Source organism: Methylorubrum pseudosasae (assembly GCF_029504475.1).
Classification (GTDB): Bacteria; Pseudomonadota; Alphaproteobacteria; order Rhizobiales; family Beijerinckiaceae; genus Methylobacterium; species Methylobacterium extorquens.
This window is the reverse complement of sequence record NZ_JAQGDU010000002.1, coordinates 3,414,670-3,429,285: the sequence shown is the minus strand read 5'-3', so window position 1 is coordinate 3,429,285 and position 14,616 is coordinate 3,414,670. Positions and strand designations below refer to the sequence as shown.

Annotated in this window: 16 protein-coding genes; 3 read left to right on the top strand and 13 right to left on the bottom strand. The window is 68.4% G+C overall.

Features of this window, described 5'->3' with window-relative positions; translation table 11 throughout:
- Positions 1 to 18: 18 nt before the first annotated feature.
- The gene (locus tag M2437_RS17130; protein ID WP_253388162.1) at positions 19 to 963 is read right to left on the bottom strand and encodes an alginate O-acetyltransferase AlgX-related protein; all 945 of its coding nucleotides are present in this window, start codon (positions 961 to 963) and stop codon (positions 19 to 21) included.
- Positions 964 to 1,100: 137 nt separating this feature from the next.
- Here M2437_RS17130 and M2437_RS17125 point away from each other — a divergent pair, with 137 nt between their 5' ends.
- Genes M2437_RS17125 through M2437_RS17115 form a run of 3 tightly spaced genes read left to right on the top strand, consistent with a single transcriptional unit; the run spans position 1,101 to position 3,782 of the window.
- The gene (locus M2437_RS17125) at positions 1,101 to 1,619 is read left to right on the top strand and encodes a 2'-5' RNA ligase family protein (protein WP_253388161.1); all 519 of its coding nucleotides are present in this window, start codon (positions 1,101 to 1,103) and stop codon (positions 1,617 to 1,619) included.
- Positions 1,616 to 2,419 (top strand): phosphatase PAP2 family protein, encoded by an 804-nt coding sequence (locus tag M2437_RS17120; RefSeq protein ID WP_015951654.1) that lies wholly within the window; start codon positions 1,616 to 1,618, stop codon positions 2,417 to 2,419. The genes M2437_RS17125 and M2437_RS17120 overlap by 4 nt, the downstream gene beginning before the upstream one ends.
- Before the next feature lie 55 nt (positions 2,420 to 2,474).
- On the top strand, positions 2,475 to 3,782 hold the full coding sequence (locus M2437_RS17115) for a Gfo/Idh/MocA family protein (RefSeq protein WP_253388160.1): 1,308 nt from the start codon (positions 2,475 to 2,477) through the stop codon (positions 3,780 to 3,782).
- A 112-nt stretch (positions 3,783 to 3,894) separates the two neighbouring features.
- Here the strand turns inward: M2437_RS17115 and M2437_RS17110 are convergent, their stop codons facing one another.
- From M2437_RS17110 to coxB, 12 genes are all read right to left on the bottom strand, one after another.
- A complete protein-coding gene (locus M2437_RS17110; protein WP_253388159.1) occupies positions 3,895 to 4,041 on the bottom strand; it encodes a hypothetical protein in 147 nt (48 codons plus the stop codon).
- 80 nt (positions 4,042 to 4,121) lie between these two features.
- Positions 4,122 to 5,417 carry a M16 family metallopeptidase gene (locus M2437_RS17105; protein ID WP_253388158.1) on the bottom strand — a complete coding sequence of 432 codons (1,296 nt, stop codon included), beginning with the start codon at positions 5,415 to 5,417 and terminating at the stop codon, positions 4,122 to 4,124.
- Between the two features lie 221 nt (positions 5,418 to 5,638).
- Complete coding sequence (gene thrC / locus M2437_RS17100; RefSeq protein ID WP_253388157.1) at positions 5,639 to 7,051, bottom strand: threonine synthase; 1,413 nt, start codon at positions 7,049 to 7,051, stop codon at positions 5,639 to 5,641.
- An 85-nt stretch (positions 7,052 to 7,136) separates the two neighbouring features.
- On the bottom strand, positions 7,137 to 7,550 hold the full coding sequence (locus M2437_RS17095; RefSeq protein ID WP_056499374.1) for a DUF4864 domain-containing protein: 414 nt from the start codon (positions 7,548 to 7,550) through the stop codon (positions 7,137 to 7,139).
- Positions 7,551 to 7,647: 97 nt separating this feature from the next.
- Positions 7,648 to 8,418: an SURF1 family protein gene (locus tag M2437_RS17090; protein ID WP_253388156.1), complete on the bottom strand. Its 771-nt coding sequence runs from the start codon at positions 8,416 to 8,418 to the stop codon at positions 7,648 to 7,650.
- The gene (locus M2437_RS17085) at positions 8,418 to 8,792 is read right to left on the bottom strand and encodes a DUF983 domain-containing protein (protein WP_004446931.1); all 375 of its coding nucleotides are present in this window, start codon (positions 8,790 to 8,792) and stop codon (positions 8,418 to 8,420) included. The genes M2437_RS17090 and M2437_RS17085 overlap by 1 nt, the downstream gene beginning before the upstream one ends.
- A 126-nt stretch (positions 8,793 to 8,918) precedes the next feature.
- On the bottom strand, positions 8,919 to 9,776 hold the full coding sequence (locus tag M2437_RS17080) for a cytochrome c oxidase subunit 3 (RefSeq protein ID WP_004446930.1): 858 nt from the start codon (positions 9,774 to 9,776) through the stop codon (positions 8,919 to 8,921).
- A 146-nt stretch (positions 9,777 to 9,922) separates the two neighbouring features.
- Entirely contained in the window at positions 9,923 to 10,531 is a 609-nt protein-coding gene (locus tag M2437_RS17075) for a cytochrome c oxidase assembly protein (RefSeq protein WP_012254531.1), read from the bottom strand.
- Between the two features lie 12 nt (positions 10,532 to 10,543).
- The gene (locus M2437_RS17070; RefSeq protein WP_012254532.1) at positions 10,544 to 10,708 is read right to left on the bottom strand and encodes a cytochrome c oxidase system small membrane protein; all 165 of its coding nucleotides are present in this window, start codon (positions 10,706 to 10,708) and stop codon (positions 10,544 to 10,546) included.
- 8 nt (positions 10,709 to 10,716) lie between these two features.
- Positions 10,717 to 11,670 (bottom strand): heme o synthase, encoded by a 954-nt coding sequence (locus M2437_RS17065; protein WP_004446925.1) that lies wholly within the window; start codon positions 11,668 to 11,670, stop codon positions 10,717 to 10,719.
- Between the two features lie 165 nt (positions 11,671 to 11,835).
- Positions 11,836 to 13,464 (bottom strand): cytochrome c oxidase subunit I, encoded by a 1,629-nt coding sequence (gene ctaD, locus M2437_RS17060; protein ID WP_004446924.1) that lies wholly within the window; start codon positions 13,462 to 13,464, stop codon positions 11,836 to 11,838.
- Between the two features lie 77 nt (positions 13,465 to 13,541).
- On the bottom strand, positions 13,542 to 14,381 hold the full coding sequence (gene coxB, locus M2437_RS17055; RefSeq protein WP_012254534.1) for a cytochrome c oxidase subunit II: 840 nt from the start codon (positions 14,379 to 14,381) through the stop codon (positions 13,542 to 13,544).
- Positions 14,382 to 14,616 lie beyond the last annotated feature (235 nt).

Below are 14,616 nucleotides of genomic sequence, written 5' to 3'. Positions count from 1 at the left end.
CGAGGGGCGCCGTTCGCGTCAGACCAGCGGTTCCATCTCCGCCTGACGCGCCGGCTTCTGCATACCCGGCTTCTCGTAGGCCGCGACGTCGAAATCGTCGCTCGGGATGCGGACGAGGAAGCGCTCGGCCATCTCGAACATCAGGATGTCGGGGCGCACGCGCTCGACGTAATCCCAGTCGATGCTGGACGACCAGACGAAGTGCATCTCGCGGAACGTCTCGGCGAGGAAGCTGGTCAGCATGATCGGCGCGAAATGCGCGTAGGAATCCCCGAACAGCACCAGGGTGCGCGGGTCCGCCTGGGGGGAGGGGTTCCGGTAGATGACATGGGCGCCGACATGGAGGTCGCCCGCCCGGCCCTCCGCCTCGTAGGACTCGACGAGCGGGCTCGCATAGGCGCGGGACGCATCGCGATGCACCGCCCAGTTCACCACCGTCTCCCGCGGCCGGTCGGGCAGCTTGTCGCCGAGATCCCACAACCCGTCATGAGGAAAGCGCGGTCGGTCGGCAATGTCGGGCGGCGCCACGGCGCCGCAGGCCCGCAGCAGCGCCCGGCACGCGACCAGGCATCCCTCATAGGTCCAGTGCGAATCGGTGCGGCGGTAGAGCGGCTCCGCCCCGTCGCGGGCGGCGCGCAGGGGTGCGACGAGATCGACGAAACCGCTCATTCGGTCGAGACGCCGGGCGAGCCGCCGGGCCGGCGACAGGCGCGCGTCGTAGTCGAGGTCGAGGGTGCGGTCGTCGTAGACCGAGAGCTTTTCCGGCACGATGGTGTGGATGTAGCGGATGCCGAGCCCCTGGGCGCGGGCCGCACGCGCCTCGATCAGCCGCGCCCAGCGGCGCAGATGCCACCACCCGGCGAGCGAGCGCCGGTACTGCAGGAGCACCCCGTTGGTGCCCCCGATCAGGAACAGCCATCCGTCGCGTCCCCGGTGGATGATCTCTCTGTTCCTGCGGGTCATCGCAGCTACCTAGACGCAGCTCGACCGGCTGAACAGCGCAGCCACACCACAGCCCGCCCGCTGGATACGCGGTCCGGCCGCGCCATCTTGCTCGGACCCGCGCCGGACGCCCCGGCCTCGACCGAAAGTTCAACGCGTTGCCCGAGCCCGCCCCGCTGATCCTGACCCTGCAGATGGACGAGGCGGCCTTCGCCACCTTCGACGGTTTGCGACGGCGGCATTTTCCCGAGGCGCTGAACCACATCCCCGCCCACGCGACGCTGTTCCACCACCTGCCGGGCGAAGATACGGCGGGCGTGACCGAGACGGTGACGGCGCTCGCCCGCGCGCAGGCCGCACCGGAGGTCGCGGTGACGGGCGTACGCTTCACCGGGCGCGGCGTCGCCTACGCACTGGAATCGGACGCGCTGTCCGACTTCCACCAGCGGGTCGCGGCAGCGTTCCGCGACCATCTCACGGCGCAGGACCGGCAGGGCTGGCGCCCGCACGTCACCGTGCAGAACAAGGTCGCCCCCGAGACCGCCCGCGCGCTGCATGCCGCGTTGGCCCAGGACTTCGAGCCTTCGCACTTCCGTGCACCGGGCGTGCTGCTATGGCGTTATCTCGGCGGCCCGTGGGAGCGGGTCGCAACTATCGCATTCGGGGATGCGGCATGAGACTACCCGGTATCGCCCGCACCGGCGGGGGCGCCCTCTGGCGCGGATCGTCCGCCGTCTGGGTGCGACTGCACCTCAACGAAGTCGGGCCAATGGTGTCGCTGCTTCTCGTCAGCACCCTCGGCTACGGCTTCTTCGCGCTCGCCCGCGAGGTCGGCGAAGGATCGACCGCCGCGCTCGACCGCAAGATCCTGCTCGGGTTGCGCAACCCCGCCGACCTCTCCGACCCGCTCGGGCCGGCTTGGCTGGAGGAGGCGATGCGCGACATCACCGGATGGGGCAGCGTCGTCACCATCGTCTTCCTCACGGCGGCGGCGGTGATCTACCTCGCGCTTTCCGGCCGGCGGCGCGTCGCGGTGTTCGTGCTGGCCGCCGTCGGCGGCGGCGAGGCCGTCTCAACGGTGCTCAAGCTGTTCTACCACCGCCCCCGGCCCGATCTCGTGCCGCACGGCATGGACGTGTTCACGGCGAGCTTTCCGTCGGGCCACGCGATGATGTCGGCGATCGCCTACCTCACGCTCGCGACTTTGCTCGCCCGCGTCGAGCGGCGGCACAGCGTCAAGGCGCTGATGCTGGCGCTCGGCATCGGGATGACGGTGCTGGTCGGCGTCAGCCGGGTCTATCTCGGCGTGCACTGGCCGAGCGACGTGGTGGCGGGCTGGTGCGTCGGCGCCGCCTGGGCGGCCCTGTGCTGGTTCGTCGCGCTGCAGCTTCAGCGCCGGGGCGAGGTGGAGGATCCCGATCCGACACCGGCCTCGACCGGCCCGGGCCAGATCAAAGGAACCTCCGCGCCGGGCTGACGCGTTCCGGCCTCGTGCTCGCAAAGCACGTGATCAGCAAGGCCGGAATCCTGTCATGAGCGACGACCCTCAACTGTCTCGGCGCCTCCTCCTCGCGGGCGGTGCCGGCCTGACCGGTGCGGCCCTCGGCCTCGGCGGGGCTGCGCGGGCCGCCTCTGATGCACCGGCTCCATCGGTGCCGGCCGATACCGGCGCGGTTCAGGGCGATCGGATCGTCTTCCCGAACTGGCGCGATGCCGGCGACGTGCCGCCCCCGCCGCCGCCCGCGCCGATGCCGCCCTCCCAGCGGGTCGGCTTCGCCATCGTCGGGCTCGGACGCCTGAGCCTGGAGGAAATCCTTCCGGCCTTCGGCGAGGCGAAGAAAGCGAAGGTCGTCGCGCTGATGTCGGGCTCGCCCGACAAGGCCAGGATTACGGCGGCGCAGTACGGCATCCCCGCCGACGCGATCTATGGTTACGACCAGTGGGACCGGCTCAAAGCCAACCCCGCGGTCAAGGCGGTCTACATCGTCACGCCGAACGGCCTCCACCGGGACAACGTGCTCGCCGCGGCGGGCGCCGGTAAGCACGTGCTATGCGAGAAGCCGATGGCGAATAATTCGGCCGAGGCGCAGGAGATGGTCGAGGCCTGCCGCAAGGCCGGCGTCAAGCTGATGATCGCCTATCGCTGCCAGTACGAGCCATTCAACCGCGAGGTCGTGCGGCTCGCCCGCTCCGGCGAGTTCGGGCGCGTGAAGATGGTCGAGGCCTTCAACGGCCAGACCACGGCGCTGCCCGAGCAGTGGCGCCTGCGCAAGGCGCTCGCGGGCGGTGGGGCGCTGCCCGATATCGGCCTCTACTGCCTCAACGGGGTGCGGGCGCTGCTGGGCGAGGAGCCGGTCTCGATCCAGGCGCAGATCGTCACGCCCGAGAACGATCCGCGCTTCAAGGAGGTCGAGGAGAGCGTCGCCTTTACGCTCCGCTTTCCCTCCGGCGTGATCGCGCAATGCGGCACGAGCTACGGCGTCCACGAGAGCCGATCGCTTCGGGTCCACACGACGGGCGGCTCGCTCGATCTGGCCAACGCCTTCGCCTATCGCGGCCAGCGCCTCACCATCGCCCACCGCGAGGGCAGCCACGTCCAGCGCGACGAGCCGGTGCTGACGCACAAGAACCAGTTCGCGCTCGAACTCGACCACATGGCCGAGTGCATCCTCGCCGATCGCCGTCCCCGCACGCCCGGCGAGGAAGGCCTGCAGGACATGATCCTGATGGAGGCGATCTACGCCGCCGCCCGCTCCGGCCAGCCCGTCACGGTCGGCCCGCTCGCCGGAACGGGGCAGGGGGCCGATGCGACGCGGGGACCGGCGCTGGAGGAGAAGTAACGCCGTTTCCGGTCTGTCGATTCGGTGCGACGCGCACTCCCTCTCCCCGTACGCGGGGAGAGGGGAGCCGCATCGATCTTGAGAGATATCAACGCCTCTGCGGCGGCACCGCTTAGTCCCCCCAGCGCACGAACAGCGCGATGGCGACGATGGCGAGGACGGCGAGCAGCCACGCCTCGCCCACGGTCAGCGCATAGGCGAGCAGGCCGAAGAAGCCGAGGGCGATGCCGAGCATGGTCGCGACGGCGACGGGGTTCATGGCGGGTGGTTTTTATCGCTGGGATCGGGGCCCAGCGCCCTTCGCAGCGCCGGACTTCACAACTTTGAGGTAGGGCGGCGTCAGGCCGCCTGAAGGGCCGTCGCGACGCGCGCGAGCGAGGGCAAGCCCTTCACCGGGCCGATCGCGGCCAGGGTCGGGGCGCCGCGCAGCAGGGCACGGCCGGCCGCGCGCACATGCTCGACCTCGACCGCATCGACCTTGGCAATCAGCTCCTGCGGCGGGATCACCCGACCCCAGGCGAGAAGCTGGCGGGCGTTGCGCTCGATGCGCCCGCCCGGCGTCTCCAGGGCGGTGAGCAGGGAGACCTTGAGCTGAGCCTTGGCCCGGGCGAGTTCGGCCGCGTCGAGCCGCTCCGCCGCCTCACGGGTGGTGGCGATGGTGACATCGACGAGTTCGGCCAGATCCGCGCCCGAGGTGCCGGCGCCGATACCGAACAGGCCGCAATCGTTGAAGGGCCAGTGGAAGGCCTGGATGTCGTAGGCGAGCCCGCGGGTCTCACGCACCTCGTGCCAGAGCCGCGAGGTCAGCCCGCCGCCGAGCACCTGCGAGAACAGGTGGAGCGCGTAATAGCCGTCATCGCGGAAGGAGAGACCGGGCAGGCCGAGGACGAGGTTGGCCTGTTCGAGCCGCTTCTGCATCCGCCGCTCGCCGCCGCCGTAGACGCCGGCCACGGCCGGGGGGGCCGCGACGGACTTCAAGCCGCCGAAATGGCGCTCGGCTGCCTCGACGATCTCGGCGTGTTCCACCGCCCCGGCGGCAGCGAGCACCATGCGCTCGGGCACGTATTCGCGGGCGATATAGGCTTCGATCGCCGCGCGATCGAAGCTCTGGATCGTCTCTGGCCGGCCCAGGATCGGCCGGCCGATCGGCTGGTCGGGGAAGGCCGTCTCGATGAACGCATCGTAGACGACGTCGTCGGGCGTATCCTCGACCGCCGCGTATTCCTGAAGGATCACGCCCTTCTCGCGGGCGAGTTCGCCCGCGTCGAAGACCGAGCGGGTCAGGATGTCGCCGAGCACGTCGAGGGCCACGCCCGCATCCTCGCCGAGCACCCGCGCAGTGTAGCTCGTGCTCTCGGTGCTGGTGGCGGCATTGATCTCACCGCCGACATTCTCGATGTCCTCGGCGATCTTCCGGGCCGAGCGCGTCGCCGTGCCCTTGAAGGCCATGTGCTCGATCAGGTGGCTGAGCCCGTGCTCGTCCGGCCGTTCGTGCCGCGAGCCCGCCCCGACCCAGACGCCGAGCGTGGCCGTGGCAACGCCGGGGATCGTCTCGGTGGCGACGGTCAGGCCGTTCTCGAGCCGGCTGACGGTGAGGCCGGGCGAGGCGCCGAAGGTCGAGAAATGCTGGTTCATTCGATCTCAGTGCCTGTTCGGCCCAACTCACCACGTATTTCGGAGGTGGACAAACGGTCGGTCGATCCGGTCTCCCACCCTGATCCTCATCCTGAGGTGCGGAGCAAAGCGGAGCCTCGAAGGATCGTCCAGAGATCGCGCGGGATCTGGAGGACCCTTCGAGGCCGCTTCGCGGCACCTCAGGATGAGGGGGTTGGGTTGGATGTCACGCTGTCGGTCCGTCAGTTGCCCCGGGTGATGCGGGCGTGTTCCGTGATGTAGCGCTCGATCGCGGCCTGATCGTTGGCGAGGTTCGCCACCGTCTCGGGCCGGGTCATCAGTTCGGCGAGGTGGGGCGGCAGAACCGGGCGCCCGCCGCCGGTCGCCTGCGAGACCGCATCCGGGAATTTGGCGGGGTGCGCGGTTGCCAGCGCCACGACCGGGGTGGCCGGATCCTTCTCCAGTAGCCGGCGACCGGCGCGCACGCCGATGGCGCTGTGCGGATCGAGCACGAGGCCGGTCTTGCGGAAGGTGCCCGCGATCTCTTCCACGACGTCGGGCTCGCGCACGGCGGTCGCGTCGAACTCGTTGCGCACGGTGCCCAGCACCTCGGGGCTCAGCGAGAACCCGCCCGACTGCTTCAGACCCGCCATCAGGCGGCCGAGCGCCGAGGCGTCGCGGCCCAACGCCTCGAACAGCAGCCGCTCGAAGTTCGAGGAGATCTGGATGTCCATCGAGGGCGAGGTCGTCGGCTGCACGCCGCGGGGCTCGTAGGCCCCATGCTCCAGGGTGCGGGCCAGAATGTCGTTGGCATTGGTGCCGATCATCAGCCGCTCGATCGGCAGGCCCATCCGCTTGGCGACCCAGCCGGCGAGAATGTCGCCGAAATTGCCGGTCGGCACCGCGAACGACACCTTCCGGTGCGGGGCGCCCAAGGCCACGGCGCTCGTGAAGTAGTAGACGGTCTGCGCGGCGACGCGGGCCCAATTGATCGAGTTGACGCCCGAGAGCTTCACCCTGTCGGCGAAGTCGCCGTGCTGGAACATCGCCTTCACGATGTTCTGGCAATCGTCGAAATTGCCGTCGATGGCGAGCGCGTGGACGTTCGGCGCGTTGACCGTGGTCATCTGCCGGCGCTGCACCTCCGAGACCCGGCCGTGCGGAAACAGGATGAACACGTCGACCTGATCGAGGCCCTTGAAGGCCTCGACCGCGGCACTGCCCGTATCGCCCGAGGTGGCGCCGACGATGGTGGCACGGCCGCCCTTCTGGCGCAGCACGTAATCCATCAGCCGCCCGAGGAGCTGCATCGCCACGTCCTTGAACGCGAGCGTCGGCCCGTGAAACAGCTCCATCAGGAACAGGTTGTCGTCGATCTGGGTGAGCGGGCAGATCGCCGGATGGCGGAAGGTGGCGTAGGCCGCCTCGATCATCTCGTCGAGCGCGTCGTCCGGAATCTCGCCGTCGATGAGCGGACGCAGTACGCGCTTGGCGACCTCGGCGTAGCGCATGCCGGCAAAGCCCGCGATCTCCGCACGGCTAATCTGCGGCCAGCTCTCGGGCACGTAGAGACCGCCGTCGCGGGCAAGGCCGGCGAGCAGCGCATCGGAAAAGCTCAAGGGCGCAGCGGCGCCGCGGGTCGAGACGTGCAGCAAAGATGCCTCCGGGAAGGCGCTCCCTCTACACGATCGATTCGGCCGTGTCGAAGCGGGGCCGCATCGGTTTCTCACATCTGCGGCGTCAAACCTTCTCGCCCGGCGCCTTCTTCAAGTGACAGCCGGTGATGCGCCACTGCCCGTCGGCTTGACGTTGGAGCGTGTAGAGCGCGACCCAATCGATGCCGGCCTCGTCCTGAAGGCTCATGCCTTGGGCTAACTCGTCCTCGCCCGACGTCTCGGTCGCCTCGAAGCGGTAGCTGCGTGGGCGCAGGACTGGGGCGTAGCCCTTCGCGACCATGGCGATGAAGGTTTCGGCCGAGGGAAACAGGTTGCGGACCTGCGGCGCGGCCTCGGCATAGGCCGCCGCGGCGTCGCTTCGGCGGAAGGCCTCGATCTGCCGCTCGATGGTGGCGCGGGCGGCATCGCGGGCCGCGTCGTCGGCCCGGACCGCGGCCGATGTCAGGAAAACCAACAGAAAGACGGCGACGGCACGCATCGGGAGCCCTCCGCATCTCAGATCGCGAGGCTTGCCGCGGGGGCTGGTCGTCCCCCCGCGCAGGCTTACGATCGAGGCAACACGCGGGCCAACGCCGTCAACCCGCCTTCGGGTCCGCCGGATCGTAGAACCGTTTCCACGCGAAAACGGAAAAGACGCCGATCAGGCAGGCGGCGATGCCGAACCACGTGAAGGCGTATTGCAGGTGGTTGTTCGGCAGATCGACGCGAAGCTGTCCGCCGCGGGGCCAGCCGCCGGGGTTCGGCGTCGCGTCGGCCTCGATCAGGTAGGGGGCGACGTTCGTGAGATTGCGGGCGGCGCTGATGCCGGGGATGTCGCGGGTGAACCACGCCTCCCGCTTCGGATCGGATTCCGGCACGAACAGCGTGCGTGTCTCGCTCGCGCGCAGCATGCCGGTCACCGTTGCCGCGCCCGAGACCTGACCAGCGGCGCGGTCCTCGGGGCGCTTCAACTCGGTCGGCACGAAGCCGCGGTTGATCAGGATGGTCGTCCCGTCGTCGCGCTTGAGCGGCGTGATGACGTAGAAGCCCTGGAGCGCCCGGCCGGGCTCGCCCGGCGCCAGCCCGTGCACCAGGGCCTCCTGATCGTGCAGGAAGGTGCCGTGCGTCCGCACCCGGCTGAACTCGTCGGCCTTCGCGTCCCATTCCTCGAACGGGGGAGGGCCGGCCGGCGGCTCGGCATGCGAGCGCTCGATGATGCGGGCGATCAGCGCTTCCTTCTCGCTCTTGCGAGCCAACTGCCACGTGCCCAGGCTCAGCAGGATCGCGAGACAGACCAGGGCCGCGAGGCCCGGCGCCCACAGGCTGCGCAGGCGGGCGCTTCGCTCGGTCGAGGACAAAGCGGCCACTAGCGGAAGCGCCCCTGCGCGGCCTTGTTGGCGAACTGGACGGCCGCGAGCAGCCCCTTCAGCGGGCGCACCAGAGCCAAGCTCAGGCCGATGGCGAGGCTGCCGGCGACGAGGGCGTGAACCCAGACCGGCGGCTCGTAGGTGATCTCCATCCACAGGGCCATGCCGACGACGACGAAGCCGGTGATCGACATCACGAAGAAGGCCGGCCCGTCCGCCGAATCGAACGCGGAGAAGTCCTGGCCGCAGACCTCGCAGGCCGGTTTGACGGCGAGGAAGCCCTTGAACAGGTGACCCTCGCCGCAGGCGGGGCAGCGCCCGCGCAGGCCCGTCGCGATCGGGGAGGGGGGCGGATTCGTGGCGGTTCGGCTCAAGGGATGCTCCTCGCTGTCCGCCGGTATGGTGCAACGGACGGCACGCCGCACGTGAAAAAGGGCGGCTCGCGCCGCCCTTCAGGGTTGCCGCCCGAGCAGGGCGGCGGATGCTGTCGGCTCGACCCGTTAGTGGGCCGCGCCGCCGGCGCCTGCGCCCCAGACGTAGATGGCGGCGAACAGGAACAGCCACACCACGTCGACGAAGTGCCAGTACCAAGCGGCGAACTCGAAGCCGAGATGCTGCTTCGGGGTGAAGTCACCCTGGTAGGTGCGCAGCAGGCAGACGGCGAGGAAGATCGTGCCGATGATGACGTGGGCGCCGTGGAAGCCCGTCGCCATGAAGAAGGTCGCCGAGTAGATCGAGCCCGAGAAGCCGAAATGGGCGTGGGCGTACTCGTAGGCCTGGCAGGCGGTGAACAGCACACCGAGGATGATCGTCAGCCACAGGCCGTACTTCAGGCCCTTGCGGTCGCCGTGCAGCAGGGCGTGGTGGGCCCAGGTCACGGTGGTGCCCGAGGTGAGCAGGATCAGGGTGTTGAGGAGCGGCAGGTGCCAGGGGTCGAACGCCTCGATGCCCTTCGGCGGCCACATACCGCCGGTGAACTCGACGCGCTGCGGCTGGATCGGGTCGGCGGTGTAGAGCGCGGCCTCGAAATAGGCCCAGAACCACGCCACGAAGAACATCACCTCGGAGGCGATGAACATGATCATGCCGTAGCGGTGATGGAGCTGGACGACGCGGGTGTGGTCGCCGGAATTCGCCTCGTGGGTGACGTCGCGCCACCACGACAGCATCGTGTAGAGCACGCCGAGCGTGCCGGCGCCGAACACGTAGGGGCCGATGGCGAGGCCGCCCGCGGAGAGACCCTTCATCCAGAAGACGGCGCCGAACGCCATCAGGAACCCGGAGAACGCGCCCAGCAACGGCCACGGGCTCGGGTTGATGATGTGGTAGTCGTGGTTCTTGGCGTGCGCCCCGGCCATCGCAATGGTTCTCCCTCAGCCCTTGCCCGTCACCGCCTGACGGCCGGGCCCTGTTGCCTTGGAGGTCCGGCGGGACCGGACCTCGGTTGAAAACCCTCTACTGCGGCGGTCGCGCCATTGTCACGCTTGGCCCGCCGCTTCACCCCTCAAAAGTTGCGCGTCGCGGCGGGTTTGGCCGCCTCCGCCACCGGCGCCCCGTTCTTCGAAGGGTAGTAGGTGTAGGACAGCGTCATCTCCGAGAGATCGCCGATGTCCGGATCCTTGCGCAGGGCCGGATCGACGTAGAACACCAGCGGAAATTCCGCCGACTCGCCCGGCTGCAGCGTGTGCTCGTCGAAGCAGAAGCACTGCACCTTGACGAAGTAGCTGCCCATCAGATCCGGCTGCACGTTGAACACGGCGATGCCGGCGGACGGCGCCGGGCCGGTATTCGTCACCTTGAAGAACACGGTCGCGGTCTGGCCGGGCACGGCGTCGACCCGAGACTGCTCCGGCTGGAAGCGCCAGGACAGGTTCTTCGAGACGTTGGTATCGAAGCGCACCGAGACCGGAGCCAGAGCCTCGCCGGTCGGAGCGGTGGGCGCGGCGCCGACGAGCGGCGTGCCGTTGAAGCCGGTCGCCTTGCAGAACATGGAGTAGAGCGGCGCCGAGACGGCCGCGAGGCCGCCCATGCCGAGCACGACGCCCGCACAGGCGAGCACGGTCCAGCGCGTACCGCGCGCCGCCTGTTTCTGCCTCTCGCCCATAGTCGTCATCGGGTCACGCCTTCAGAGCGGCCGTTGCAGGATCTGCGGTCCAAGCTTGGCGATCGTCAGCACGAAGAACAGCAGCACCAGGGCGCCGAGCGTCAGGGCGATGGCGACCGAGCGCTTGCGGCGGGTCCTGGCCTCCGCCGGCGTCAGCGGACGGATCCCCTCGGGAAGATCGGACATGGCGGGCCTCACGCTGCGACCGCGCGGAACAATCCGAGTCCCTGCTCGGCGAGCAGCGCCGAGAAGAGCAGGAACAGGTAGAGGATCGAGAAGGCGAACAGGCCCATCGCCGCCTTGCGCTCGGGCTCGCCCTCACGCAGCCGGTAGACCTGCACCGCGCCCGCCAGCATGCCGAGCCCGCCGAGCACGCCGACGACGGCGTAGAGCCAGCCGCCGAATCCGAGCCAGACCGGCAGGAGGGCCAGCGGCGCGAGGACCAGCGAGTACCAGATGATCTGGCGGCGGGTGGAATCCGGGCCGGCGACGTTCGGCATCATCGGGATGCCGGCGCGGGCGTACTCGCCGCTCTTCACGAGCGCCAGCGCCCAGAAATGCGGCGGGGTCCAGATGAAGATGATCGCGAACAGGACCAGAGACTCGATACCGACATGGCCAGTCACGGCGGCCTGGCCCACCACCGGGGGGAGGGCGCCGGCCGCGCCGCCGATGACGATGTTCTGCGCGGTCGCCCGCTTCAGCCACATCGAGTAGATCACGGCGTAGAACACGATGGTGAAGGCGAGCAGCCCGGCCGCGAGCCAGTTCGAGGCCAGCCCGAGGATCAGCACCGAGCCGACCGACAGGACGATGCCGAAGGCCAGCGCCTCATCGGGGCGGATGCGCCCGTCCGGGATCGGACGCTTGGCGGTGCGGGTCATCAGCGCGTCGATATCGGCGTCCCACCACATGTTGAGGCAACCCGAGGCGCCCGCGCCGACGGCGATCATCAGCAGCGAGATCGCCGCGATCACCGGGTTCACGGTTGCGTCCGAGACCACCATGCCGACGAGCGCGGTGAAGATGACGAGCACCATCACCCGCGGCTTCAGCAGGGCGAAGAAGTCGGAAACCTCGCCCCCCGCGGCGGGGGAGAACGACGTGGTGCCGGTGTCGGCACTCAGGCTGTTCGACAGGCTCGTCATGGAAACCGTGCTCTGACGCTTGTTCTGATGTTTTCGTAGGTCTTCGGATCGCGCCGTTCGGGGCGCCGCCCTTTGCGGGAGGCCTCGCCTTAGCGGTGAGAGGCCTCCGGGAAAGAGCGAGGACCGCCGGGGCGGTCCTCGCGATCTTCGGTTTTCGTCCCGCCCTTAGTGGGCCGGCTCGTCGACGATCTTCGGGAGCGTCTCGAACTGGTGGAAGGGCGGGGGCGAGGAGAGGGTCCATTCCAGGGTGGTGGCACCCTCGCCCCACGGATTGTCCGCGGCGCGGGTCTTGGAGCGGAAGGCCAGCACGATGCCGATCACGAAGACGATCATGCTGAGGGCGAAGACGTGACCGCCCAGCGTCGCGACCTTGTGCCAGCCGGCGAAGGCCTCGGGATAGTCGGCGTAGCGACGCGGCATGCCGGCCAGACCCAGGAAGTGCATCGGGAAGAACAGGACGTTCGCACCGATGAAGGCCAGCCAGAAGTGCAGCTTGCCCGCCCATTCCGGGATGACGTGGCCGGTCATCTTCGGGAACCAGTAGTAGATACCGGCGAAGATGATGAACACGGCACCGAGCGAGAGCACGTAGTGGAAGTGCGCCACGACGTAGTAGGTGTCGTGCAGGTACTTATCGACCGAGGAGTTCGCGAGCACGACGCCGGTGACGCCGCCGACCGTAAACAGGAAGATGAAGCCCACCGCCCAGTGCATCGCCGCGGTGAAGCGGATCGAACCGCCCCACATCGTCGCGATCCAGGAGAAGATCTTCACGCCGGTCGGCACCGCGATCACCATGGTCGCGAAGACGAAGTAGGACTGCGTCTGGAGCGACAGGCCGACGGTGTACATGTGGTGGGCCCACACGACGAAGCCGACGACGCCGATGGCGACCATGGCGTAGGCCATGGCGAGGTAGCCGAAGACGGGCTTGCGCGAGAAGGTGGCGATGATGTGCGAGACGATGCCGAAGGCCGGCAGGATCATCACGTACACTTCGGGGTGACCGAAGAACCAGAACAGGTGCTGGTAGAGCACCGGATCGCCGCCGCCCTCGGGGGCGAAGAAGGTGGTGCCGAAGTTACGGTCGGTGAGCAGCATCGTGATCGCGCCGGCCAGAACCGGGAGCGACAGGAGCAGCAGGAAGGCGGTGACGAGCTCGGCCCAGGCGAACAGCGGCATCTTGTGCAGCGTCATGCCGGGGGCGCGCATGTTGAGGATGGTGGTGATGAAGTTGATCGCGCCGAGGATCGAGCCCGCACCGGCGAGGTGGAGCGAGAAGATCGCGAAATCGACCGCCGGGCCGGGATGTCCGGCCGAGGAGGACAGCGGCGGGTAGACGGTCCAGCCGGTGCCCGCGCCGGTGGCGCCGGGCGAACCCTCGACGAACAGCGAGCAGAGGAGGCAGGCGAAGCCCGACACCGTCAGCCAGAACGAGACGTTGTTCATCCGCGGGAAGGCCATGTCCGGCGCGCCGATCATCAGCGGGACGAACCAGTTGCCGAAGCCGCCGATGAGGGCGGGCATCACCATGAAGAACACCATGATGAGGCCGTGGCCGGTGACGAACACGTTGTAGGTCGCCGGATTGGAGAAGTACTGGAGCCCCGGTTCCTCCATCTCCATGCGGATGCCGAAGGACAGGAACGCACCGATGATGCCCGCCATGAAGGCGAAGATCAGGTAAAGCGTGCCGATGTCCTTGTGGTTCGTCGAGAGGAACCAGCGGGAGAAGAAGGAGGGCTTATGGTCGTGGTGGGCGTCATGCCCGGCATGTGCTGTGGCGGTGGCCATCGATCCTTGCCTTAATCAGATGTCTGTCGCCTCTGGCGAAGGGAGATCCGGCCGGCGCGTGCCGGCTCGGAGAAGCGTCAGCGGGCGTCCGCGAGGCGCGCGCCGTTGTCGATCGCGGCGTACTTGGTCTTCGCCTCGGTGAGCCAGTCGGCGTAGGCCTGCTCGCTGACCACGCGCACGGTGATCGGCATGTAGGCGTGACGGGCGCCGCACAGCTCGGAGCACTGGCCGTGATAGGTGCCCTCGCGGTCGGCCTTGAACCACCACTGGTTCAGGCGTCCGGGGATCGCGTCGATCTTGCCGCCGAAGGAGGGGATTGCCCAGGAGTGGATGACGTCGTCGGAGGTGACCTGCACCTTCACGACCTTGCCGACCGGGATGACCATGTCGTTGTCGGTCGCGAGCAGCTTGGGCTGCTGCTCCTCGTCGACGTTCGCGTCGAAGGTGAAGCCGCCCTTGTCGCCCTCGGCCGGGTAGACGTAGGACCAGTACCACGCATGGCCGACGACCTTGACCACGAGGTCGGCCTTCGGGTCCGAGAGCTGCGTGCGCAGGGTGCGGAACGAGGGGATCGCCACCGCCACGAGGATCAGGACCGGGATGATGGTCCAGGCCACCTCGATCGCCGTGTTGTGCGTGGTGCGCGACGGCGTCGGATTCGTCTTCTCGTTGAACTTGAAGATGCAGTAGAGAATGAGAACGAGAACGAAGACCGAGATCGCGAAGGCGATCCAGTGCAGCCCGTGCTCGAAGTTGAGGAGGTCAGCGGCCTCGGCCGTGACCGGTATCTGACGGCTCATCTGCCACGGCTCGGGCTGACCGATACCGGCCGCGAGAGCGGAGGAGGACGAACCGAGGAGAGCGCCGAACGCGGCGAGCCCCCACGATGACCGATGTTGCGCCTGCGTCGTCCGCATGTCCCCGCTTGGCTCCCCTGGTGCCTATGGTTTGTTTGCCCTTGAATTTGCCGACGAGCGTCGCAAATCCCAGAACTGCCCGATCGTATCGCGGGCCTTGCCGGTTCCGGCGTGACCGTGTCGCTGCCGGATGGGCGGTTGCGACGTAGAACCATACTGATCAAAAAACCGCAACCACAACAGCGCCCCCAAGCGTCGCTTGGACGCGGTATCAGGGTTGCGCAGCGGGCAATTT

Excerpts from the sequence above, each read along its gene's own strand:
- M2437_RS17130 (WP_253388162.1), bottom strand. The coding sequence starts at position 963 with ATGACCCGCAGGAACAGAGAGATCATCCACCGGGGACGCGACGGATGG.
- M2437_RS17120 (WP_015951654.1), top strand. The coding sequence starts at position 1,616 with ATGAGACTACCCGGTATCGCCCGCACCGGCGGGGGCGCCCTCTGGCGC.
- M2437_RS17115 (WP_253388160.1), top strand. The coding sequence starts at position 2,475 with ATGAGCGACGACCCTCAACTGTCTCGGCGCCTCCTCCTCGCGGGCGGT.
- M2437_RS17110 (WP_253388159.1), bottom strand. The coding sequence starts at position 4,041 with ATGAACCCCGTCGCCGTCGCGACCATGCTCGGCATCGCCCTCGGCTTC.
- M2437_RS17105 (WP_253388158.1), bottom strand. The coding sequence starts at position 5,417 with ATGAACCAGCATTTCTCGACCTTCGGCGCCTCGCCCGGCCTCACCGTC.
- M2437_RS17095 (WP_056499374.1), bottom strand. The coding sequence starts at position 7,550 with ATGCGTGCCGTCGCCGTCTTTCTGTTGGTTTTCCTGACATCGGCCGCG.
- M2437_RS17080 (WP_004446930.1), bottom strand. The coding sequence starts at position 9,776 with ATGGCCGGGGCGCACGCCAAGAACCACGACTACCACATCATCAACCCG.
- M2437_RS17075 (WP_012254531.1), bottom strand. The coding sequence starts at position 10,531 with ATGACGACTATGGGCGAGAGGCAGAAACAGGCGGCGCGCGGTACGCGC.
- M2437_RS17070 (WP_012254532.1), bottom strand. The coding sequence starts at position 10,708 with ATGTCCGATCTTCCCGAGGGGATCCGTCCGCTGACGCCGGCGGAGGCC.
- M2437_RS17065 (WP_004446925.1), bottom strand. The coding sequence starts at position 11,670 with ATGACGAGCCTGTCGAACAGCCTGAGTGCCGACACCGGCACCACGTCG.
- ctaD (WP_004446924.1), bottom strand. The coding sequence starts at position 13,464 with ATGGCCACCGCCACAGCACATGCCGGGCATGACGCCCACCACGACCAT.
- coxB (WP_012254534.1), bottom strand. The coding sequence starts at position 14,381 with ATGCGGACGACGCAGGCGCAACATCGGTCATCGTGGGGGCTCGCCGCG.